This is a genomic window from Bifidobacterium oedipodis, assembly GCF_012932425.1.
Taxonomy (GTDB): domain Bacteria; phylum Actinomycetota; class Actinomycetes; order Actinomycetales; family Bifidobacteriaceae; genus Bifidobacterium; species Bifidobacterium oedipodis.
This window is the reverse complement of record NZ_JAAIII010000004.1, coordinates 51,422-74,638: the sequence shown is the minus strand read 5'-3', so window position 1 is coordinate 74,638 and position 23,217 is coordinate 51,422. Positions and strand designations below refer to the sequence as shown.

Here is a 23,217-nt window from a genome sequence, read left to right as displayed (position 1 = left end):
GTAAGGATGAAGAGTGGCATCAGGAATGTTGGAACGGCATAGCCCCGAGGAATGGCGAAAAACCGCGTCATCGTTGATGATAGATGGTACGAGTACGCACGAAGGTGGCGACAACGCCGTAAATAAGAATGGCGCTCCGCTGTTGGGCGATACGCGTGACTTATTTCGTCCCAAAACATCGGACATTCCCGCCAAGCCGGGCGTCTACAAGTGGAGGGATGGCGAAGGACGCGTCATCTACGTCGGCAAGGCGAAGAACCTGCGCAACCGATTGACGAACTACTTCCAGCCGCTGTATCTGCTGCATCCGCGCACACAAACCATGGTGCTCACCGCGCGCAGCCTCGAATGGACCGTGGTCGGTACTGAACTTGAGTCGTTGACGCTGGAATACACGTGGATCAAGGAATTTGATCCACGGTTCAATGTGCAATTCCGCGACGACAAAACCTACCCCTATCTGGCGATCAGCACAGGGGAGCGCATCCCGCGCGTCTGGGTTACCCGGTCACGCAAACGCCGAGACACCAGGTACTTCGGCCCCTACGCCAAAGTATGGGAACTGCGGCACAGCTTGGACTCGTTGCTGCGCAGCTTCCCGGTGCGTACCTGCACACAAAGCGTGTTCCACAAGGCCGAACTCACCGGACGCCCCTGTCTGTTCGCCTCCATCGGCAAGTGCTCCGCACCCTGCGTAGGCCGTATCGAAGCCGCCGAGCACCGACGCATGTGCGAACAACTGGTGGGTGTGATGACCGGTCGCCTCGGCAAGTCCTATATTGCGCAACTCACCCGTGATATGAAGGAGGCCAGCGCCGAACTCGAATTTGAGAAAGCCGCACGGCTGCGCGATCAGATTCAGATGCTCGAAACCGTGGTGCAGCAGAACGCCGTTATCTTCGACGATCAGGTGGACGCCGACGTATTCGGCTTCGCCTCCGACGAGCTTGAAGCCTCGGTGCATGCATTCTATGTGCGTGCAGGCAGCATACGCGGCGAACGCAACTGGAGCGTCGAACGCGTCGAAGACATCGCGGACGCCGATCTGATGGCCGATCTTATCGTGCGTGTGTACACTGACGCGTCGCAAACCACCAGTGCGGCCGCCATCATCGCCACGAATCGCGAAGCGATCGGATCCACGCAATCGATGACGGCATCGGACGCCCAAGCCCGCGCCCAAGCCACCCGTGAACGCAACAATCGTCAGGAGATCACCGGTCGCACCGATCTGCTCGCGCCCATTGCGCCGGTGCCACGCGAGGTGATCGTGCCGGTCGAACCCAGCCGCCGCGATGAGCTGGAAGATTGGCTGACTGGTCTGCGTGGGGGAGCGGTGACGATTCGCACCGCCACTCGTGGTGACAAGAAACAGTTGATGGACCGCGCCAACGAGAATGCCTCGCAGGCGTTGCAACGCTCCAAAATGAGTCGTATCTCCGACATGGGCGCACGTACGCAGGCCATGAACGACGTCGCCAAAGCCTTGGGACTCAGCCAGGCGCCGCTACGCATCGAATGCTACGACATCTCCAATACCGTAGGCGGCGCGTTCCAGGTCGCCTCAATGGTGGTGTTTGAAGATGCGATCGCCAAGAAATCCGAATACCGACGTTTCGCCATCCGCGGCAAGGACGGCAACGGTGCGGTGGATGATTTAAGCGCCCTGTATGAAACATTGACCCGTAGGTTCAGGCACGGCAACATCGCCGGCGATTCAGGTGAAAGTATGGAGGCCGAGCGCCGCTTGCAAGCCAGCGATACGCAGTCTGATGGCACGCAGGCTGACAGGACGCAGAGCGATAGTGCGCAAGGCGGAGATATCGTGCAGCAGAACACGGATCGCCACCGGTTCGCCTACAAGCCGAACTTGGTGGTGGTTGATGGTGGCCAACCCCAAGTGCTGGCCGCGGCAAAAGCTCTGCGAGATTCGGGCGTGAACGATGTGGCGGTATGCGGTCTGGCCAAACGGCTCGAAGAGGTGTGGGTGCCGGACGATGATTACCCCATCATTCTCAAACGCCAGTCAGAAGGCATGTATCTGCTGCAACGGGTGCGTGATGAATCACATCGATTCGCCATCACCTACCATCGCCAGCAGCGGCGCAAAGGCGCTCTGAGAAGTGCGCTGGACGAAATCCCCGGTATCGGCGAGCGCTATCAGAAGCGATTGCTTGCCCACTTCGGTTCGGTCAAAGCCATGCGCGACGCCAGCGTGGAGGATTTCGAACAGGTCAAAGGCGTTGGTCATGCCAAAGCACAGGCATTGTATGACGCGCTGCACGCTCAGCAATGAGGGAAGAACAGACAAGAAGCGCGATGCCGGCATCCAACGACACTTAATATGGCCCGATATGGGATGTGACAGAAAACATCGGACACATAACCGTTTGTTAAGACGGTAGACTGTAGCATGGAGACAACACTTCGAAGGAGGGGACATGGCGACAGTCAACCATCGTTGCGCCGTGCTCGGCAAGCCGATCGCGCATTCGCTGTCACCGGTGCTGCACAACGCCGCCTATCAATCGCTGGGACTTGCCGACTGGCACTACGATCGCCATGAAGTAGGCGAAGAGTCGCTCGACGCCTTCCTCAAAACCCTTGACCCCACATGGGCTGGTCTGAGCCTGACCATGCCATTGAAAAAAACCATCCAGACCTACGGTGAGCCCACCAACCTGTGGGCCCGTGAGCTCAAGGTGGCCAACACCGCGGTATTCGATTGGCGCAATGCTGTCGATGACCCCGCGTGGCCCCACGGCAAGCCCTCCATCAAGCTGTACAACACCGATGTGGTGGGCATCCAACTCGCCTTCGACCACGCCAATCGGGAACTCGCCGAACATCATCTCGCCCGGCGGGCCGGCAATGCGCTCATCATCGGCAACGGCAACACCGCCACCTCAGCGGCGGCCGCAATGTCGCTGATGGGAGAAATCGGCCATATCACCGTAGCCGCGCGCCACCTTGGCAAGAACACCTCCATCAAGCCAGTGGCCAGCAAATTCATCCGCACCGCGAACCCCTACAACGAGATCGATCTTGCCGACAGACAGGCGATGCTCCAAACGGCCGCGGACGCCACCTATGTGGTCAACACCATTCCCGGGCATGCGGCGGATGCCGTCGCCGATTTGTTCAGCAGCATTCCTGTGGACGCTTTCCGTGGGCTCCTGCTCGATGTGGTGTACGACCCGCGCCCCACCAAACTCATGGAAACTTGGCGTGCGCACGGCGGTCACGCCATCGGCGGCGAAGAAATGCTGCTGTACCAAGCTTTGGTGCAGGTGCTGCTGATGACCGGCATTTGGGACAATGATCCGCCATCCGACGCGGACGAACGATTGCAAGATCTGACCGTTGAAGACGATCACCTGGAGATTGACATGCGCAACGCGTTGGAGGAGGCATTATGACGGAACAACAGAGCGATCGGGATCGATCCGACCAGCCGAATCCCGCCGATGGTTTCGAGGTAATGCTCATCACTGGCATGTCTGGTGCTGGCCGATCCCATGCCGCCGATTGCATGGAGGATATGGGCTGGTATGTGGTCGATAACCTGCCGCCCAAACTACTCATTCCTTTGGTGGATATGATGACCACCTCCGGCACTGACTCTGGTGTACACAAGCTCGCCGCCGTCATCGATGTGCGTTCCCGTTCATATTTTGACGATCTGGCCGCCGTCTTGGGACACCTCGACGACTTGGGCGTTACCACCCGCATCCTGTTCCTTGACTGCAGCAACGATGTGCTTATCAAGCGCTATGAATCAGTACGTCGCCCGCATCCGTTGCAACACGGCAACCGTCTGATCGACGGCATTCTTGAAGAGCGGGTGCTACTAAGCCACCTCAAGGAGCGTGCCGACTGGGTGATCGACACCAGCTCGCTGTCCATCCACCAGCTGTCCACCAAGCTATACGACGCTATGCTCGGCTCAGGCCCCGCCACCGTATCCGTGCATATATTCAGTTTCGGATTCAAATATGGCATGCCCATCGACGCCGACTTCGTGGCCGATGTGCGATTCCTGCCCAATCCCTTCTGGGTGCCCAGCCTGCGCGAACTGACCGGATTGGACAAGCCGGTATCCGACTATGTGCTCTCCAGCAAGGGCGCAATCGAATTCCTCGACGCTTACACCAAGGCCATCGAAACCGCCATCGCCGGATATGCGCTCGAAGACAAGCACTATGTGACCATCGCCGTCGGCTGCACCGGCGGACAGCACCGTTCCGTCGCCATGAGCGAGGAGCTGGCCCGCAGACTGCGTCTGCACGGTCTGAACGTCACCGTTTCAGCCAGAGAACTTCGCAGGAGACATTCGTCCTGACTGCCCACACTTCGAGAAAAAGAGGGCCGGAATACGTATCAAACCGGTTCTGTTGTCCACGAGATTAGGTATCACAGAAAGCCGATGGGGCACGAAGCGCCTGAGGCATTGAGAAGAACGGGAACTGTAGGAGGTTAGATCTTGGCTCTTCTGGATGATGTGAAAAGCGAGCTTGCTGCTTTTGAGGGCGATTCACCCGCCGCGATCAAAGCACAAGCCGCAGCCATGATCCGATTCGGCGGTGGTCTGCGACCGGTACAAAACGCCTATGTTATTCAGGCCGTATTCACTTCGCCGGAGGCTGCACAGTGGCTCAGGGACACCCTGCGCAACACGTTCGGCCACGAAGCTGAGGTCAACCATCTCACCCGCCAAACACCGAACGGCAACGTGGAGACCTATGTAGTGCTCGTCACGCGCAATGTAGTGCAGCTGGCATTGCAGACCGGTCTGGTCGACCGTCGCAAGCAGACGGTACGCGGTCTGCCGGCGGAAGTCGTCAACGGTTCCATCGCCCAGATCAAAGCCGCTTGGCGAGGCGCGTTCATGGCCCGAGGATTTCTGTCCGATCCGGGCAAAGCCAGCTTCCTGGAGATTGCCTGCCCCACTGAGGAGGCCGCCATGGCCCTGTGCGGCGTGGCCCGTCGTCTGGGCATCCAAGCCAAGCACCGCACATTGCGCAGTTCCGAACGTGTCACTTTGAAGGATCCCGACGCTATCGAGCGCATGCTTAAGCTGATGGGCGCTCCGCGTTCGGCCCGCGACTGGACCGGCAAGCGTTCCGATGGCGAGGCACGCGGCAAAGCCAACAGGCTCGCCAACTTCGATGACGCGAACATGCGCCGTTCCGCCAAGGCGGCCGCCGAAGCCAGCGAGAAGGTGCAGCACGCCTTCGAAGTGCTCGGCGATGCCATTCCGGATAATCTGCGTCAAGCCGGCCAGCTGCGCATCGACCATGTGGACAAGAGCCTTGAGGAGCTTGGCAAGCTTGCTGAGCCGCAAATCACCAAGGACGCCATCGCCGGACGTATTCGTCGTCTGCTGCAGCTTGCGGAGAAAACCGAGAAGCAGCGCGCCGCCGAAGGCAAGTAGATCGTATGCGGGCGGCACCTGCCCGACAAATGCACTGCAAAAACAAAACACCGCATTCAGTCAGTAGACGAATGCGGTGTTTTGTTCTTCAATGCCTGTAATATGCGAAGTGGCAAACAGCCCACTTTGACGCGACATTTCGTCAAGGAAAGGATATTCATGAAGACACTCAAGGATCTTGGAGATCTCAAGGGTAAGCGCGTTCTGGTTCGCGCCGATTTCAATGTTCCGCTGGACGGCACCACGATCACCGATGACGGTCGTATCAAGGCCGCCCTGCCGACCATCAAGGCTCTCAAGGAGGAGGGTGCCAAGGTTATCCTTATGGCCCACCTCGGCCGTCCGAAGGGCAAGGTTGTCCCCGAACTGAGCCTGGCGCCGGTTGCCGCACGTCTGTCCGAGCTGCTTGGCGTCGACGTGCCGCTGGCCGCCGACACCTACGGTGAGGACGCCCAGGCCAAGGTCGCCGCGATGAACGACGGCGACGTGGTGCTGCTTGAGAACGTGCGTTTCAACCCGGAGGAAACCTCCAAGGATGCCGCCGAGCGTGCTGCCTACGCCAAGAAGATCGCCGCCCTCGGCGACGCCTTCGTCTCCGACGGCTTCGGCGTGGTTCACCGCGCTCAGGGCTCCAACTACGATGTGGCCGCCGATCTGCCCGCTGCAGCCGGCAAGCTCGTCGAGAAGGAAGTCACCGCTCTGTCCCGCGCGACCGTGAACCCGGAGCGTCCGCTCACCGTGGTGCTCGGTGGCTCCAAGGTCTCCGACAAGCTCGGTGTGATCGAGAACCTGCTCGACAAGGCCAACCGTCTCGTTATCGGTGGCGGTATGGTCTTCACCTTCCTCAAGGCCAAGGGCTACGAGGTCGGCACCTCCCTGCTCGAAGAGGATCAGCTCGAGAAGGTCAAGGGCTACATCGCCACCGCTGAAGCCAACGGCGTCGAACTGGTGCTGCCCACCGACATCGTCGTCAACGCCGGCTTCCCGGCTGGTGACACCCCGGTTACCCCCGAGGTCGTGGCCGCTGACGCTATTCCGGCCGACAAGATGGGCCTCGATATCGGCCCGGATTCCCAGAAGCTCTTCCACGACAAGATCGTGGACTCCAAGACTGTGGTGTGGAACGGCCCGATGGGCGTGTTCGAAGTCCCCGAATTCGCTGCCGGCACCCGCGCCGTGGCTCAGGGTCTCGTGGACGCCACCAAGGCTGGTGCCTTCACTATCGTCGGCGGCGGTGATTCCGCTTCCGCCGTGCGCAACCTTGGCTTCCCGGAGGATGGCTTCTCCCACATCTCCACCGGTGGCGGCGCCTCCCTCGAGTTCCTTGAAGGCAAGGAACTGCCGGGTCTGAAGGTGCTCGACTAATATAATCACAACTCCCCTTGGGGCCTTCTGCCGGTTGATATAATGCCGGCGGATTTCCCAAGGGGAGTTCGTATAGCATGTGCTCTGAGAGGGGAGAATAGTGCCATCGCAGCGTAGACCCTTGGTCGCCGGCAATTGGAAAATGAACTTCGACCATTTGGAAGCCACCTATTTCGTACAGAAACTGGTCTGGCTGCTGCGCGACGCTCACTTCGACTTCAAACGCTGCGAAGTCGCACTGTTCCCCTCATTCACATCCCTGCGCAGCGTGCAGGTGCTCGTCGAAGCGGACAAACTGAAAATCACCTACGGTGCGCAATCCGTATCCGTAACCACTCAAGGTGCCTTCACCGGTGACGTATCCGCTGACATGATTGCCCATCTGGGCTGTTCCTACGTGATTGTCGGTCATTCCGAACGCCGCAAGTATCATCCGGAGGATGACGCCAACATTGTCGATCAGGTGCGCGCCGTGTTGGCCGCCGGCATGCAACCGATTCTTTGCGTAGGCGAAAGCTTTGAAGAACGACGCCAAGGCATCGAGCTCGATTTCGCCGTCGGTCAGGTGCGTGACGTGACACGCGATCTCAACGACGAACAGGCAGCCAAACTCATCGTGGCCTATGAGCCTGTCTGGGCTATCGGCACCGGCATGGTGGCCACCCCACAGTCGGCGCAGGACGCCGCCAAAGCCATACGTGACGATCTCGGCGCCACCTTCGGCCAGGGGGTTGCCGACGCCGTGCGCATTCTGTATGGCGGATCCGTAACATCCAAGAACGCCGCCGAAATGATTGCCGAACCCGATGTGGACGGGTTCCTGATCGGTGGAGCCGCCCTCGATGCGGAAGAATTATGCACCATCGCACGTTTGGCGCTGAAAACAAGCGCACGCAAATAGCGCGATAAGAACACATGCTGAACCGTAACCCCACGCTTTTCCGGGAGTTGCGCTATGCTTGTCAACAGTTCGTACAAACCGGAGGTTTTCTGTGACCGCTCTTAAGATCACGCTCGAAGTAGTTATCGTCGTGCTCAGCTGCCTGCTGACGCTGCTCATCCTCATGCACAAGGGCAAGGGTGGCGGCCTTTCCGATATGTTCGGTGGTGGCCTTACCCAGAATGCAGGCACCTCCGGCGTCGCCGAGAAGAACCTGAATCGTTGGACCGTTATCATCGCCCTGCTGTGGGTTGCGGTCGCCATCGGCCTTGATCTGATGACCAAGTTCAACCTCGGCTGATTACTGAGATTGTTACATAATGCCCATGACTGGTATGGTCATGGGCATTATTGTATTTCAAGGCAGTAGATTGCAGACGCTGCATCGCAATGATAGGGGAGAGGATTCTATGACCGCCGCATCTGAGACGTTGTTCCAGCCCAAACTGCTGGTTGCCGATCTTGACGGCACCTTGCTATATGACGCCGACGTGTTCGAGGATCGAGGCATCACCAAACGCAGCATCGACGCCATCAGCCGGGCACATGACGCTGGCTACCGTTTCGCGATAGCCACCGCGCGGCCCGTAAGCACGGGGCTTAGATTCGTCGAACAACTGCCCACCGATGCTGTGGTCTACCTGAACGGTGCGCTGATTGACTTCGACCCGACCCGTTCGGACTACGACCTGCTGACCAGCGGCAGCATTCCCGCCGATAACCATATAGCAAAAATCGGTTTCTCATCCAGCAGAGCCTGTGAAGTGTGCTTATCACTGCTTGACCAGATGCCTGGCCTCCGACTCGGCATTGTGATGAACGACGTGCGATACACCAATTTCGATATTTCGGTGTTCTGGAAAACGCAAACCTTCCAATACACGGATTTTCACGATGTGCCGGACGGTGTGGCCGACAAGATCACCATCTTCCCCCTGCCGGAGCAATGGGAGGCGCTGCGTGTGCTGATTCCGCAGGATTTCACGGTATCCATTTCCGAAGGAGTGATGTGGATGCTGATGAATCCACTGGCCAATAAGGAACATGCCGTGAAGCTGCTGTGCGAACGGATGGGCGTATCGCTGGCTGACACTGTTGCGTTCGGTGATGACCTGATCGACATCAATATGATGAAACAGGCAGGCAGGGGAGTGGCCGTAGCCAACGCCAATCCTGCGGTGCTGTCCATCGCCGATGAAATCTGCCCATCTAATAATGAGGATGGCGTTGCACAATGGATTGAACATTTGTTGCACTGATGTAAGGTCGCTACCGTTCTCCGGAAGTTCAAAAGTTAAATATATAAATTAAAAATTGTACTTTGAATTATTGAACCCTTAAACTTCTGAACTTTGGTTATTTTGAACACTGAACTGTGCTATGCTTTGAACCAGCATTTGAATAGATTGAACTTTGTTCGGAGATGATATGGGCAACACACAGTTTGCAGTCAGACTGCGCGACGCAATGTCACGCAGGGGGTTCAAACAGATAGATATTGTGCGGGCCGCCGAGGCGCAGGGGTTAAGCCTCGGCAAAAGCCATATCAGCCAATATGTCAGCGGCAAAACCATCCCCCGGCAGGAGACGATGAGATTCCTTGCCAGCACACTTGGCGTTAGTGAAGACTGGCTCAAAGGCGGGGGGAAATCAGTTCAAGATACTGATTCCGACACTGTTACCGATACCAGTGCTGAGACCGACACTAACGCTAATGCCAACGATGTCATCAACACACTTAATCAACCCAACAGCGAATGTACCCAAACCCAACAGTCAGGAGAGAATGTCATGCGTACCTTCGGCAAATCCCACAAACTTGATCATGTACTGTACGACGTGCGAGGCCCGGTGGCCGATGAAGCCGCTCGTATGGAAGCCTCGGGTACGCATATCCTGAAATTGAACATCGGTAACCCGGCTCCGTTCGGTTTCCGCACACCTGATGAAGTGGTGTACGATATGGCCCAGCAGCTCACCGATACCGAGGGCTACTCGCCTTCCAAGGGACTGTTCTCGGCACGCAAGGCCATCATGCAGTACGCGCAGCTGAAGAACATCCCCAACGTATCCATCGACGATATCTATACCGGCAATGGCGTAAGCGAGTTGATTAACCTGTCTATGTCTGCTCTGTTGGACAACGGCGATGAAGTGCTGGTGCCCAGCCCCGACTACCCATTGTGGACCGCCTGCGTGAACCTCGCTGGCGGCAAGGCGGTGCACTACACCTGTGATGAGGAATCCGAATGGTATCCCGACATCGACGACATGCGCTCCAAAATCACCGACCACACCAAGGCCATCGTGATTATTAACCCGAACAATCCCACCGGCGCACTGTATCCGAAGGAACTGCTGGAACAGATTGTGCAACTGGCGCGTGAACACCAGCTCATCATCTTCTCCGACGAAATCTACGACCGTCTGGTTATGGATGGCCTTGAACACATCTCCATCGCCTCGCTGGCACCGGATCTGTTCTGTGTGACGTTCTCCGGTCTGTCGAAGTCGCATATGATTGCCGGTTGGCGCGTGGGTTGGATGATTTTATCTGGTAACAAGCGCATTGCCAAGGACTATATCGAAGGATTGAACATGTTGGCCAATATGCGCATGTGCTCGAATGTGCCTGCACAATCCATCGTGCAGACGGCGTTGGGTGGACACCAGAGCGTTAAGGACTATATCGTGCCCGGTGGCCGTGTGCATGATCAGCGTGATCTGGTCTATGACATGCTGAACGCGATTCCCGGTGTCACCGCAGTCAAACCGAAGGCCGCTTTCTACATCTTCCCCAAGATTGACGTGAAGAAGTTCAATATTCATTCCGATGAACAGTTCGCGCTCGATCTGCTGCATGACAAGCACATTCTGATCTCGCATGGCGCTGCCTTCAACTGGCCGCACCCCGACCACTTCCGTGTGGTATATCTGCCGCGTATGGGTATGTTGCGCGAAACCATCGGCGAGATTCAGGACTTCTTCAGCTATTATCGTCAGGCCTGAGAAGTCCGTATTGAACCAAGTGCGATAGCGATAATTTCATAACATTGAACCCCCACAGCCTATGGTTGCGGGGGTTCAATGTTATTTTAACCTAAATCAGTCAAATGGTCTCAGCCGTTGACACGGTCGATGCCGGACTGCACGTCGGTGAGGACGGAATCCCAGGACTTGATGAAGGCGGCGACACCGTCAGCCTCAAGCTTGTCGGTAACGGCCTTGAAGTCGATGCCCAGCTCGGCGAGCTTGGCCATCACAGCATGGGACTCCTCGTAGGTGCCCTTGATGGTCGGAGCGCCGTTGCCGTGATCGGCCAGAGCGTTCAGGGTCTTCTCCGGCATGGTGTTGACCACGAACGGAGCGACCAGCTCGTCCACGTAGACGCAATCGGAGTAAGCCGGGTTCTTGGTGCCGGTGGAGGCCCACAGCGGACGCTGCTTCTTGGCACCCTTGGCTTCGAGAGCGGCCCACACGTCGGACTCGGCGAACTTCTTCTCGAACAGTTCGTAAGCGATGCGGGCGTTGGCAATGGCGGCCTTGCCTTCGAGAGCCTTGGCCTCATCGGTGCCGATCTCCTCAAGCTGCTTGTCCACAGCGGTGTCCACACGGGAGACGAAGAAGGAGGCGACGGAACCGATGTGCTTGAGGTCGTGGCCGTTGGCGTCAGCCTGCTTGATGCCCTCGATGAAGGCGTCGATGACCTGCTCATAGCGCTCGAGCGAGAAGATCAGAGTGACGTTCACGGAGATGCCCTTGGCCAGGGTAGCGGTGATAGCCGGCAGGCCTTCGAGGGTGGCCGGGATCTTGATCATCGCGTTCGGACGGTTGACCTTCTCCCACAGCTCCACAGCCTGCTTCTCGGTGGCTTCGGTCTCGTGGGCCAGACGGGGGTCGACCTCGATGGAGACGCGGCCGTCGACGAAGTCGGTCTTCTCGGCGATCTCACGGAAGATATCGGTGGCGTTGCGCACGTCGGTGGTGGTCAGCTCGCGGATGGCGGTCTCGACGTCAACCTTGCCGAGCTCCTTGAGCTGGGCGTCGTACGGGCCGACCTGGGAGAGAGCCTTCTGGAAGATGGAGGGGTTGGTGGTCACACCGACAACGTTCTTGTTGGCGATGAGATCCTGCAGGGAGCCGGACTCGATACGGGTGCGGGACAGATCGTCCAGCCAGATCGAGACGCCGGAGTCGGAAGTGCGCTGAGTTGCTTCAGTCATATTGTTTTTCTCCTTATTATTCCAATTGGAACAAATCTTGTTAATCGTCATTCTGAGCGAGCAGGGGAGTCGAAGAATCTCTCACTCGCGTTGGAGATTCTTCGACTCGGCTTTCGCTTCGCTCAGAATGACGTATTGCCTACTGGCTTATGTCAGGCGGCCTGAACTTCGGCGATGGAGGCCTTGGCAGCTTCCACCACATGCTCGGCGGTGATGCCGAGGTCGATCATGTTCTGAGCGCCATCGCCCTGCAGGCCGAACTGCTCGATGGAGACGGGCTTGCCGTAGGAGCCGAGGTACTTGTACCACGGCATGGCAACGCCGGCCTCGACGGAGACGCGGGCCTTGACGGCGGCCGGAAGCACGGCTTCCTTGTACTCGGCGTCCTGCTCCTCGAACCATTCCATAGACGGCATGGACACGACGCGAGCCTTAACGCCTTCATCGGCCAGGGTCTTGGCGGCGGCGACGGCCCACTGAACCTCGGAGCCGGTGGCCATGAGGATCACGTCCGGGGTGCCTTCGGTGTCGACGAGCACGTAAGCACCCTTCTTGACGCCGTCCTTGGCCTTTGCGGCGGTTTCGGCGAGCACCGGCACGCCCTGGCGGGTCAGCACCATGGCTGCAGGCAGCGTGTTCTTCTTCTCGAAGAAGTAGCGGTAGGCTTCGGCAGTTTCGAAGGCATCGGCCGGGCGCACGACCTCAAGCTGAGGCATGGCGCGGAAGGCGGCCAGGTGCTCGACCGGCTGGTGGGTCGGGCCATCCTCGCCCACGGCAACGGAGTCATGGGACCAGATGTACAGGTTCGGAATCTCCATGAGGGCGGCCAGACGAACGGCGGAGCGCTCGTAGTCGGAGAACATGAAGAAGGTGCCGCCGAACGGACGGGTGTGGGAGCCCAGCAGGATGCCGTTGGTGATGCAGCCCATGGTGAACTCGCGCACGCCGAAGTGCAGCTGACGGCCGAACTCGTTGCACACCGGCCACTGCTTGGTGGCGCACTCCGCGGGAGCGAAGGTGGCGGCACCCTTGAGGTCGGTCTTGTTGGAGCCACCGAGGTCGGCGGAGCCGCCCCAGAGTTCCGGCATGACAGCGGCGATGGCGTTGAGCACGGAGCCGGAGGCGCCACGGGTGGCGACGCCCTTGCCGACTTCGAAGGTGGCTTCAAGGTCATCGATGGCCTTGTCGAAGTCTTCCGGCAGTTCGCCGGCCTTCAGACGGTCGTACAGGGCGGCCTTGTCCGGGTTGGCCTTGCGCCAAGCATCGAACTTCTCATCCCAGGCGGCGTGCGCGGCCAGACCGCGTTCGGCGACCTTGCGGGCGTGGGCGAGAGCCTCTTCGTCAACGTGGAAGTTCTCTTCCGGATCGTAGCCGAGCACCTTCTTGAGGCCGGCGACGGCCTCGGCACCCAGCTTGGAGCCGTGGGAGGACGGATCGTTGGTCTTGCCCGGGGTCGGCCAAGCGATGAGGGTGTCGACCTTGATGAGCTTCGGCTGGTCCGGAGCGGCGGCCTCGGCCTTGGCGATCACGTCGGCCAGGCCTTCGACGTCCTCCTTGTAGGAACCGTCGGGCTGGATGAAGCTGAACTCGTCGGTGTACCAGCCGTAGGCCTGGAAGCGCTTGAGCACGTCCTCAGCCAGCACCAGGTTGGTGTCGCCTTCGATCTGGATGCGGTTGGCATCGAAGATCACGGTGATGTTGCCGAGCTTCTGGTTGGCAGCCAGGGAGGCGGCTTCGCCGGAGATGCCCTCTTCGATGTCGCCTTCGCCGCAGATGGCCCAGATCTTGTGATAGAAGGGAGATTCTTCCTTCGGGGTCTCGGGATCGAGCAGGCCGCGCTGGAAGCGTTCGCCGTAGGCAAAGCCAATGGCGGAGGCGAAGCCCTGGCCCAGCGGGCCGGTGGTCATTTCGATGCCCGGGGTCAGGCCGTATTCAGGGTGGCCCGGGGTACGAGTGTCAGCGCCGCCGCGGAAGTGCTTGAGGTCGTCCAGGGTCAGGCCGTAGCCGGAGAAGTAGAGCTGGACGTACTGGGTGAGGGAGGCGTGGCCGCCGGAAAGGATGAAGCGGTCGCGGCCTTCCCAGTTGGGATCGTTCGGATCGTGCTTGATGAAGTGCTGGTACAGCGTGTAGGCGATGGGCGCCAGCGAGACGGGGGAGCCGGGGTGACCGGAGCCTGCCTTCTCAACCGCGTCTGCCGAAAGGACCTTGGCCATCTTGATGGCGCGCTCGTCGAGCTCGGTCTCCTTGAATTCGGTCATGGATTACTTTCCTTCCAATTGGTCGGGCCGCGTATCCGGCTTGTGCCGGGCGCAGGACGCCCTCACATTGCATTACTTATGCTAGCGTCGCAAGCCGACGTTGCGGTGCATTTTTGGCGTGTTTTGGTAACTTGTGTTCTGTTAGCGTTCACAGTTCACAACCGTTCGCCGCAAACGAACGTATTAGCACTCGATACCATGGAGTGCTAATACAATGAATAACGCAGGAAGCGCGCACCCGTCGGCTTGGACGACGCTTTTCGACCCCGAAAAGGTTCCGCGAATCCTGAAGCGGCAATAAGCCGCGCATGAATGCATCTGTTATTCGTGCGCTAACAAGATTGACGAAGGAGGCGCGCATGGCGCAATCGAGACGCATGCTGGTCTTGCGCGCCGTGGTGGAGGATTACATCCGCTCCCAGGAGCCCGTGGGGTCGACCTCACTGACCCGCGAGCACAACCTCGGGGTAAGCTCCGCCACCATACGCAACGATATGGCCGCGCTGGAAGACGAAGGCTATCTGATTCAGCCGCACACTTCGGCCGGCCGTGTGCCCACCGAAAAGGGATACCGGTATTTCGTGGATCGTCTGGCCACGGTTATGCCCCTGAGCGAGGCGCAGCGCCGCGGCATCAATAGTTTTCTTTCCGGCTCCGCCAGCCTGCAAGACGCGCTGCAGCGCGCCGCGAGGCTATTGTCGCAGATTACCGGGCAGGTCGCGATCGTAGCATCCCCATCGCTGTCCAAAGCCACACTGCGCCACGTTGAACTCGTGCCCATCTCCATGGGCACCCTGCTGGCCGTGGTCATCACCGACACCGGTCGCGTGGCCCAGCACGGATTGAGCATGAACCCCATGCCCCCACAAGACGACATCAATCGGCTAAGCGCCACCATCAACGCGCAATGCGCCGGCGCATCCCTTTCGCTATCGGCGGAACGAGTGCGTGCCATCGCATCAACGTCCGAATACCGGTGCGTGGCAGCTGCGGCCAATGCACTTGCGGATGCCTTCGAGACCATGGCCTTGGATGAGAAAACCAGCGAATTGTATATGTCCGGCGTCTCCAGTCTCGCTCACCAGCGTTCGCTGGATGACCTGGCCTCCCTGTTCGATGCATTGGAGGAACAGGTTGTGCTGATGAAACTCATGAGCAACCTGAGCGAAGAAGCCAATGCCACCGGTGTGGGTGTAGCCATCGGCTCCGAAACCCACACACCGGGCCTGCTGCACGCATCCGTGGTGACCAGTGGATACGGGCGGCGCGGCAGCACCGATATGGAACATGACAGCGCAGCGCGCAACGTTGATGGATCCGGCTTTGACGAGCATGCGAAAGCAAGCGTTGCCGTTGATGGTTCCTCTGCTGCCGTAGCCTCCAACGTTTCCGATGCTGCCGGTGATCATGCAACGAGCGTGGGGCAGAATGACGACGAACAGGCCGGCGAAACCGTGGCCTTCGTCGGATCCATCGGGCCAACGCATATGGACTATGCCACGACCATCGCGGCAGTCAGAGCCGTGGCACGGTATCTGACGGCATTCCTCTCCCAAAACGGCGCGGCGGACCCCCCGACGCGCTGACCGCCGGTCATGGCACAATAATCCGCGAACAAATCAAATACAAAGGACAAATCCAAGTGGCAGACTATTACGAAACGCTGGGCGTCGCCCGCGGCGCAAGCGACGACGAAATCAAGAAGGCGTACCGCAAGCTCAGCCGTAAATACCACCCCGACATCGCAGGCCCCGAATTCGAGGACAAGTTCAAGGAAGTCAACAACGCCTACGATGTGCTGTCCAACCCCGACAAGCGCCGCATATACGACTCCGGCGTCGATCCGAACGATCCGAACGCCGGATCGGGATTCTCGGGCGCGGGATTCGGCGACATGGGCGACGTGTTCTCCACATTCTTCGGCTCCGCGTTCGGCGGCGGTTCCCAGGGGCCGGTTCCCCGCACCCAGCCGGGCCGCGACGCACTGGCAAGCGCGACCATCGATCTGAAAACCGCGGTGTTCGGCGGCACCGCGCATGTCAAGATCAACACATTCTCCCTCTGCCAGGAATGCAAGGGATCGGGTGCCCAGGGCGGCAGCCAGCCGACCACTTGCCCCGACTGCCACGGCCAGGGCTTCATGCAGAAGGTCGTGCGCACCATGCTCGGCCAGATGATGACCTCCGCGCCCTGCGAACGCTGCGAAGGCCACGGCACCATCATCACCAATCCATGCCCGAGCTGCATGGGCCACGGTCGTGTGCGCACCGTGCGCAACGTGGGCGTCACCGTGCCCGCCGGCATCAACGACAATGCACGCCTGCGCCTGGCCAACCAGGGCGAGGTGGGCGAAGGCGGCGGCGCAGCCGGAGACCTGTATATTGACATCCGCATCAAAGCCGACAAGCAGTTCACTCGCGACGGCGACGACCTGCACTGCTGGATTCAGGTGCCGATGAGCTGGGCGGTACTCGGCCATGATCTGACGATCGATACCTTCGACGGCGAACAGACCGTGTCCATTCCCGCCGGCTGCCAGCCCGAAGACACCGTGACCTTGAAGGGCTTGGGCGTCACCAACATCCGCAACAACGAGGAGCGCGGCAATCTGGTGGCACACGTCAATGTGCTGATTCCCACCAAGCTGAACGATGAGGAGCGCGGCCTGATCGAACGGTTCGCCGCATCCCACGATGGTGACGCCATGCATGTGGCCCAAGCCTCGCGCCCGCAGACTTCAGGCGGACGCAAGGGCTTCTTCTCCAAACTTAAGGACGCGCTGAGCTGATCGTCTGAAGATTGAGGATGATCAGCTCAGGCTGGTTACTTGTTGATTACCTGCTTATTCCCCTTAGCAGATCGTGGCACATGCGGCGGTACTGGCTCACGTAACCGCCGCCGAAGAACACGCAGTGGCCGGCGATGGGGTAGAGCTGCCAAAGGGTGATGCGATCCTGCCAGCCGGCCTTCAGCAGGTGCACGGACTGGTATCCCTCAAGAATGTCACGCAGATAGGTCATGCCGAACAGGTTCAACATGGCCAAATCCTCCTCACGGTGACCGCCATGGGCTGCCGGATCGATCAACACAGCTTCGCTGTGACCCGAGTCGGCGGTCCACATCACATTGCCGCTCCACAGGTCGCCATGGATGCGCGCGGGTTTGTCGTCTGCCGCGCGTCCCATCAGTTCGGGCAGTGCGGCTATCACCTGTTCGGTAAGATCCTCATCGTTGTGGTCGAATTCGCCACGTTCCATGCCCATACGCACCATGGGGCGCAGGCGTCCTTCGGCGAAGTACGACACGGGATCGCTCCATTCACCCGTGTCCATCGGCACCGGATCCTGTAGGGGGCCAAAATAACAGGTGCCGTCATAGCCTGCAGGCGCGGAACCGAAATAATCGGCACCTGCGTCGTGCATGTGGGCAAGAGCGGCACCGAACTGTCGAGCGGCCTCGATGGTGGGGGCGGCGCTCTGCACCTTTTCAATGTCGAGATAATCCTTGCCCCAGCCGATGACCTGCACCACGCGAGGACCACCTTGGCTTCGGGCCTCTCCCAGCCATTGCAAGCCGCGGCCCTCGCATTCGAAGAAGCCTTTCGGCGCGAACAGTCTGCTTTTACGGTATGTGGCCATGATCGCCCTTTCTGCCCTGCATATGCATCGGATAATGATTCCGTGCTGCCTCAACCATTGTAGAAGCCGTGGATATTGCGGTTTCTAAGTCTTGTTCTACACCCCCGTGGGTAGGGTGTTCATGGGTTCGATCCGACATAACCAGTGAAACACGTTACAGGAGAGGGGTTATGGATTTCTTTCAAGCTATTGTGATGGGCTTGGTTCAGGCGCTTACCGAATATTTGCCGGTATCGTCCAGCGCCCATATTCGTATCCTCGGCGATCTGATGATCGGCAAGGATCCGGGCGCGGCGTTCACCGCCATCATCCAGATCGGCACGGAACTGGCCGTAATCCTTTACTATCGGCGCGACATCATCCGCATCCTCGGCGCATGGTTCGGATCGCTGTTCGGTAAGGAAGGCAAAGACGTTAAAAGCCGCTTGGGCGCGCATAATCCCGATACGCAGATGGGCTGGTACATCATCATCGGCACGCTGCCGATTCTGGTCATGGGATTGCTGTTCAAGGACATGATCGAGACCACATTGCGCAACCTGTGGATCACGGTGACGGTGCTGGCCGTGTTCGGTGTGCTGCTGTGGTTCTTCGATTCCCGCTCCAAGCAGGCGAAAACCATGAACCAGATGACGTGGAAGGACGCGCTGCTGTTCGGCATTGGCCAGATGCTCGCGCTGATCCCCGGCGTATCCCGCTCCGGCGGCACCATCACCTTCGGACGCGCGATGGGATACACCCGCGAGGCGGCCGTTCGCGTGGCCTTCCTGATGGCCATTCCCGCCGTATTCGGTGCGGGCATTCTCGAAGCGGTATCCGCCGTCAAGGATGTGAGCGCATGCTCGGCAGGCGACGCCGCGGCCTGCACCGCCATTGGCGCGTTCCCCGGCTGGGGTCCGACCATCGCCGCCGCCATCGTCGCGTTCTTCGTGGGCTATGTGGTGATCATCGGCTTCCTGAAGTTCGTGTCGACCTTCTCCTACAAGGCCTTCGCCATCTACCGCATCGGTTTGGCCGTGGTAGTGGCGCTGCTGCTGATTACCGGCGTGCTGCCCGCCATCGACCCGTCCGTGGCATAGCAGGAGTTCATCGGCACACACGTATATACGCGAACGGGCCCGTTCTCACTGATTCGATGAGAACGGGCCCGTTCACGTATGGACACGGCGACAGGCTCCGGTATACTCTAAGCCGATTTATGCAATCCATCCGCGAACAACGAGGGGGCCGACATGCGCCAGGGATTCGACAACGATAAATACATCGAGCTGCAGGCCAAGCATATCCGCGAGCGGATCGAACAGTTCGGAGGCAAGCTCTACCTCGAGTTCGGAGGCAAGCTGTTCGACGACTATCATGCAAGCCGCGTGCTGCCCGGCTTCGCCCCCGATTCGAAGTTCCGCATGCTGGAGAGCATGGCCGACGATGTGGAGATCGTCGTCGCCATCAATGCGAACGACATCGAGAAGAACAAGGTCCGCGGTGATTTGGGCATCACCTATGATGAGGACGTGCTGCGTCTGACGGACATCTTCCGCGGCTACGGGTTCTATGTGGGATCCGTGGTGCTCACCCAGTACGCCGGGCAAGGCGCGGCCGATGTGTTCCGCCGTCGCTTGGGGGAACTTGGCATCACCTGCTACACGCACTATCCCATCGAGGGATACCCGCACGATATCGACCTTATCGTGTCCGACGAGGGTTACGGTAGGAACGACTACATCGCCACGACGCGTCCGCTTGTGGTGGTGACGGCCCCCGGGCCCGGTTCAGGCAAGCTCGCGACCTGCCTGTCGCAGCTCTATCACGAGCACAAGCGCGGCATCGCTGCCGGCTATGCCAAGTTCGAGACGTTCCCCATCTGGAACCTGCCGCTGAATCATCCGGTCAATATCGCATACGAGGCCGCCACAGTGGATCTCAACGACGCGAACATCATTGACCCCTTCCACTTGGATGCCTACGGCAAAACCACCGTGAACTACAACCGCGACGTCGAGGCGTTTCCCGTGCTGCGCGCCATGATGGAGAGGATCCAGGGGAGGAGCCCCTACCAGAGCCCGACCGACATGGGTGTGAACATGGCTGGATACGCTATCGTGGACGACGACGCCTGCCGTGAGGCCGCCAAAATGGAGATCGTGCGCCGCTACTTCCAGACTGCCGTGAACCTGAAGCGCACGGGCGTGGGCGGCGATCAGGTCGACAAGCTCAACCTGATCATGAAGAAGGCTGGTGTCGATAAGGACTTCTCGCCGGCCCGTTCCGCCGCGCTGCTGAAGGAGGAGACCACCGGAGCCCCGGTGGGAGCCATGATCCTGCCCGACGGCACCGTGGTAACGGGCAAGACCTCCACGCGGCTGGGGGCCGCAAGCTCCCTGCTCATGAACGCGCTCAAGGCGATCGCCGGCGTGGATATGGAGCTTGAGGTCATCTCGAACGACGCCATCGAACCCATCAGCCGATTGAAGACCCGCCAGCTGGGCAGCAAGAATCCGCGTCTGCACTCCGACGAGACGCTTATCGCGCTGTCGATCACCAGCGCGACGAGCGAGGACGCGGCACGCACCTTCGCCGCGCTCGAACAGCTGCGAGGCTGCGACGCGTTCTTTTCGGTGATCATTTCGGCCATCGACGAGCAGATCTACCGCAAGCTGGGCATCAACGTGTGCTGCGAACCCAAATACGAGCGTCACGCCCTGTATCACCGTTGACCACGCGAACCCCGCTGTGAGCGGTCGACCGCAGGCGAGAGATACGTCTGCCGACCGGGATCGTCTTCCCTCGGCTCGCCGAGGGTTCTCCGGATCTGCGCCCGGCTCTTTTCCAACAGCTCCAGCGCTCCACGGCGGATCGCACTCTTGACAGTCTATACAACCTATAATTCGCTTATAGCGAACCTAACGGAAGGGTCGCCTTCCGAAAAGGTCAGTTCTCATGAAACAATCGCGCATAGGCGACGCGCCATTGATGAGCAACAGTCCGGCAGTCCCGCGAAATCTGTCGCTTGTCATTACGCATCATGGAAACAGAGCATAGACTGATATCACCCTATGCTGCGCAGAAAATCCTCGGTTTCGCGCACGAGCTGTTCGGCCTGAGGGGCACCAGGCGAAGCCTCTTGCCTTGCCTGCTCCTCCAAATCGTATTCGTGCTCCAAATGCTCTACATAGTCGTGCAGCTGATCGTTGCAGCGAATCAGAATCGATGCCTTCGCTTTCCAATGCTCTGCCTGCTTGGGCAAATCTCCCTCGGCAAAATCAGCGTCCAATAGTTCATCCAGTTCATGCAATAGTCGCAGCGTGCCGGCCGCGCACGCATCGCTGTCAAGATACTGGGGGATCGATACCCACATTGACGTGTGTGCCAATCCCTCATTGCCAGCCATCATGCCCAGCACGGTGGGAATACCCACCGGTCCGTTGTATTCGCGGTCGCACTCGCACTGATGATCCCCATCCGAAACATCCAGTGGCAGCGGGCGCGTATGCGGGCAATCGGAGAACATCGAACCCAGGGTGATGATGTGGGTCACATCCAATTCCTCGGCGATGTGCAGCACCTCACGGCAGTATTCCTGCCACCGGTAATTCGGCTCAGGAGCGATCAGCGCGTAGAGACGGCCTCCTGAAGGCGGCGTGATCGAGAACACGGTGGTGGAGGGCCATACGATGTTCGCACGCCCTGAAGCGTGGCACAGCATGGGCCGCGCCACTTGATAGTCGTAGAAGCCCTCGCTGTCAATATGACGAACCTCATGGGACTCATACTGCTTGACCAGGTGGCGCACAACGTTCGTGGCCGCCTGACAGGCATCGTTCCAGCCTTCAAAGGCCGCGATCAAAACGGTCTCGTGTGTGGTCGCTTCTTCACTCATACCTCTAGGGTAACGGGTCTCGGGCGCGGCAGAGCGGGCTTTTTGCCGTGGGCGTCATCGTCAGCGGTAATCGCCCTGCTATTCGCTATCGTGCTGAAAACGGCGGAATACTGGGCGACACGCCGAGATTTTGCAAACCGCATAGATGTGAGTATAGTAATCACTCGTGCTCCGGCGGGGACAACCCCGGAAACACCGGAAGAAAGCACCTTTGCGGACATAGCTTAGTTGGTAAAGCGCAACCTTGCCAAGGTTGAGACCGCGGGTTCGAGTCCCGTTGTCCGCTCTAGGTCCGAAGAGTTGACAGACCTTACGGTGGGTTAGCCAAGCGGTTAGGCAGCGGCCTGCAAAGCCGTATAGACGAGTTCGACTCTCGTACCCACCTCTCAGGAGCGCGGAGCACCCGTGTGAATGAGACGCAGACCCGGGCGGTTGGCGCAGTGGTAGCGCACTTCCCTGACACGGAAGGGGTCACAAGTTCGAATCTTGTATCGCCCACAGATGAAAGTCCTGGCTCGAAAGAGTCAGGACTTTTTGCATGTCATAGCCAAATTGTGGATTAGTGCCCCTGTCCATTCATGGCGAGTCTTTCAGTTTTGTGCTATAAATGATGTGGTGGCGCGGTAGCGCTACCTCCAAGTGCCGAGGGTAGTCCCTCGGCTTTTTTGTTCGGAGAAGACAGTATGAAGGAACTCAGCATTTTCGTAGATGAAAGTGGTGACCGCGGTGGTCAAGCCAAGTATTATCTGCTCAGTCTAGTCTTTCATGCTCAAACAAACGATATACGAAACATGGTTCAGCAATATGAACAGTCGTTAAGCGCAGCAAACCTGCCTAACGTTCCTTTCCATTCTGAACCGTTGCTCAACGGCCATAAAGAGTATGAGTATCTCAGTCTTCAACAGCGTAAAAAGATGTTGAGTATGTTTGCCTCATTCGTTCGGCATCTTCCTATTGCATATGCTTCTTTTTCTTACAAACGCAACGACTTCGAGAGTCCTGAACGACTGACCGTCAGAATGAAGAGAGACCTGACCAATCTTTTGGTTGATCATCTCGATTATTTTCAAACTTTTGATGACGTAAAAATTTATTATGACGATGGCCAGGATATCGTCAAAAAGGCGTTGGATCAATCTATTGGATTTGTGCTCTCTAAAGAAGCGGTTGAACGACGCAAAACTTCAATGACTGATTACCGACTGGAACAAGTTGCTGACTACCTGTGTACTCTGGAACTTGCTGATTTGAAGTATCAAGCCGGAGAAGATGGTAACACCTACAACAAGTTCTTTGGTGGCAGTGGTTCTTTCAAAAAGAATTGGCTAAAACAGGTAAGAAGAAAGCAGCTGTAATAGCGGTAATAAAGTTTGTCTGCATATTCGGGCATTCAGGAAGCCGTAGACTTTACGTGTTGGACTGCCCTCGTGGCACTTTTCGAATATTAATAAGAAAAGTGCCACGAGGGCAGATCTTGTCAAG

At 58.6% G+C, this 23,217-nt stretch carries 17 protein-coding genes, 3 tRNA genes and 2 pseudogenes; 18 read left to right on the top strand and 4 right to left on the bottom strand.

The window, feature by feature from the left end; genetic code table 11:
• The first annotated feature begins 25 nt into the window (after positions 1–25).
• From uvrC to G1C95_RS07190, 9 genes are all read left to right on the top strand, one after another.
• On the top strand, positions 26–2,296 hold the full coding sequence (gene uvrC, locus G1C95_RS07230; RefSeq protein WP_169172490.1) for an excinuclease ABC subunit UvrC: 2,271 nt from the start codon (positions 26–28) through the stop codon (positions 2,294–2,296).
• A 145-nt stretch (positions 2,297–2,441) separates the two neighbouring features.
• A complete protein-coding gene (locus tag G1C95_RS07225; RefSeq protein ID WP_169172296.1) occupies positions 2,442–3,419 on the top strand; it encodes a shikimate dehydrogenase family protein in 978 nt (325 codons plus the stop codon).
• Entirely contained in the window at positions 3,416–4,342 is a 927-nt protein-coding gene (rapZ, locus tag G1C95_RS07220) for an RNase adapter RapZ (protein ID WP_169172295.1), read from the top strand. The genes G1C95_RS07225 and rapZ overlap by 4 nt, the downstream gene beginning before the upstream one ends.
• Before the next feature lie 141 nt (positions 4,343–4,483).
• Complete coding sequence (gene whiA, locus G1C95_RS07215; protein ID WP_169172294.1) at positions 4,484–5,434, top strand: DNA-binding protein WhiA; 951 nt, start codon at positions 4,484–4,486, stop codon at positions 5,432–5,434.
• A gap of 159 nt (positions 5,435–5,593) precedes the next feature.
• On the top strand, positions 5,594–6,799 hold the full coding sequence (locus tag G1C95_RS07210; protein ID WP_169172293.1) for a phosphoglycerate kinase: 1,206 nt from the start codon (positions 5,594–5,596) through the stop codon (positions 6,797–6,799).
• Positions 6,800–6,899: 100 nt separating this feature from the next.
• Complete coding sequence (gene tpiA, locus G1C95_RS07205; protein WP_169172292.1) at positions 6,900–7,700, top strand: triose-phosphate isomerase; 801 nt, start codon at positions 6,900–6,902, stop codon at positions 7,698–7,700.
• 91 nt (positions 7,701–7,791) lie between these two features.
• Positions 7,792–8,040 carry a preprotein translocase subunit SecG gene (gene secG / locus G1C95_RS07200; RefSeq protein ID WP_169172291.1) on the top strand — a complete coding sequence of 83 codons (249 nt, stop codon included), beginning with the start codon at positions 7,792–7,794 and terminating at the stop codon, positions 8,038–8,040.
• Between the two features lie 109 nt (positions 8,041–8,149).
• Positions 8,150–8,998, top strand: coding sequence for an HAD family hydrolase (locus G1C95_RS07195; protein ID WP_169172290.1), 849 nt, complete (start codon positions 8,150–8,152; stop codon positions 8,996–8,998).
• Between the two features lie 169 nt (positions 8,999–9,167).
• Positions 9,168–10,748: an aminotransferase class I/II-fold pyridoxal phosphate-dependent enzyme gene (locus tag G1C95_RS07190; protein WP_169172289.1), complete on the top strand. Its 1,581-nt coding sequence runs from the start codon at positions 9,168–9,170 to the stop codon at positions 10,746–10,748.
• Between the two features lie 110 nt (positions 10,749–10,858).
• Here G1C95_RS07190 and tal read toward each other — a convergent pair whose 3' ends face one another.
• Entirely contained in the window at positions 10,859–11,962 is a 1,104-nt protein-coding gene (tal, locus tag G1C95_RS07185; RefSeq protein ID WP_169172288.1) for a transaldolase, read from the bottom strand.
• A gap of 152 nt (positions 11,963–12,114) precedes the next feature.
• Positions 12,115–14,220, bottom strand: a complete 2,106-nt coding sequence (tkt, locus tag G1C95_RS07180; RefSeq protein ID WP_169172287.1) for a transketolase — start codon at positions 14,218–14,220, stop codon at positions 12,115–12,117.
• A 308-nt stretch (positions 14,221–14,528) separates the two neighbouring features.
• Here tkt and hrcA point away from each other — a divergent pair.
• The 3 genes and pseudogenes from hrcA to dnaJ all read left to right on the top strand — a co-directional run.
• A pseudogene (gene hrcA / locus G1C95_RS07175) lies at positions 14,529–15,668 on the top strand (heat-inducible transcriptional repressor HrcA); the annotation flags it as partial.
• Positions 15,669–15,806: pseudogene (locus tag G1C95_RS12790) on the top strand (heat-inducible transcriptional repressor HrcA); the annotation flags it as partial. It lies immediately after the preceding pseudogene.
• A 56-nt stretch (positions 15,807–15,862) separates the two neighbouring features.
• Entirely contained in the window at positions 15,863–17,008 is a 1,146-nt protein-coding gene (gene dnaJ, locus G1C95_RS07170) for a molecular chaperone DnaJ (RefSeq protein WP_169172285.1), read from the top strand.
• Positions 17,009–17,054: 46 nt separating this feature from the next.
• On the opposite strand, the gene G1C95_RS07165 is transcribed toward dnaJ, so the two are convergent.
• Positions 17,055–17,882, bottom strand: coding sequence for a fructosamine kinase family protein (locus G1C95_RS07165; protein WP_335341421.1), 828 nt, complete (start codon positions 17,880–17,882; stop codon positions 17,055–17,057).
• Between the two features lie 146 nt (positions 17,883–18,028).
• On the opposite strand from G1C95_RS07165, the gene G1C95_RS07160 reads away from it, so the two are divergent.
• A complete protein-coding gene (locus G1C95_RS07160; RefSeq protein ID WP_169172283.1) occupies positions 18,029–18,937 on the top strand; it encodes an undecaprenyl-diphosphate phosphatase in 909 nt (302 codons plus the stop codon).
• 153 nt (positions 18,938–19,090) lie between these two features.
• Positions 19,091–20,572: a DUF1846 domain-containing protein gene (locus tag G1C95_RS07155; RefSeq protein WP_169172282.1), complete on the top strand. Its 1,482-nt coding sequence runs from the start codon at positions 19,091–19,093 to the stop codon at positions 20,570–20,572.
• A gap of 332 nt (positions 20,573–20,904) precedes the next feature.
• On the opposite strand, the gene G1C95_RS07150 is transcribed toward G1C95_RS07155, so the two are convergent.
• The gene (locus G1C95_RS07150) at positions 20,905–21,735 is read right to left on the bottom strand and encodes a PAC2 family protein (protein ID WP_169172281.1); all 831 of its coding nucleotides are present in this window, start codon (positions 21,733–21,735) and stop codon (positions 20,905–20,907) included.
• A 213-nt stretch (positions 21,736–21,948) separates the two neighbouring features.
• Between G1C95_RS07150 and G1C95_RS07145 the strand changes: the two genes are divergently transcribed.
• From G1C95_RS07145 to G1C95_RS07130, 4 genes are all read left to right on the top strand, one after another.
• A tRNA-Gly gene (locus G1C95_RS07145) sits at positions 21,949–22,021 on the top strand.
• Between the two features lie 28 nt (positions 22,022–22,049).
• Positions 22,050–22,120, top strand: a tRNA-Cys gene (locus G1C95_RS07140).
• A gap of 41 nt (positions 22,121–22,161) precedes the next feature.
• Positions 22,162–22,233, top strand: a tRNA-Val gene (locus tag G1C95_RS07135).
• Between the two features lie 185 nt (positions 22,234–22,418).
• Positions 22,419–23,090, top strand: coding sequence for a DUF3800 domain-containing protein (locus tag G1C95_RS07130; protein WP_169172280.1), 672 nt, complete (start codon positions 22,419–22,421; stop codon positions 23,088–23,090).
• The last annotated feature ends 127 nt before the right edge of the window (positions 23,091–23,217 follow it).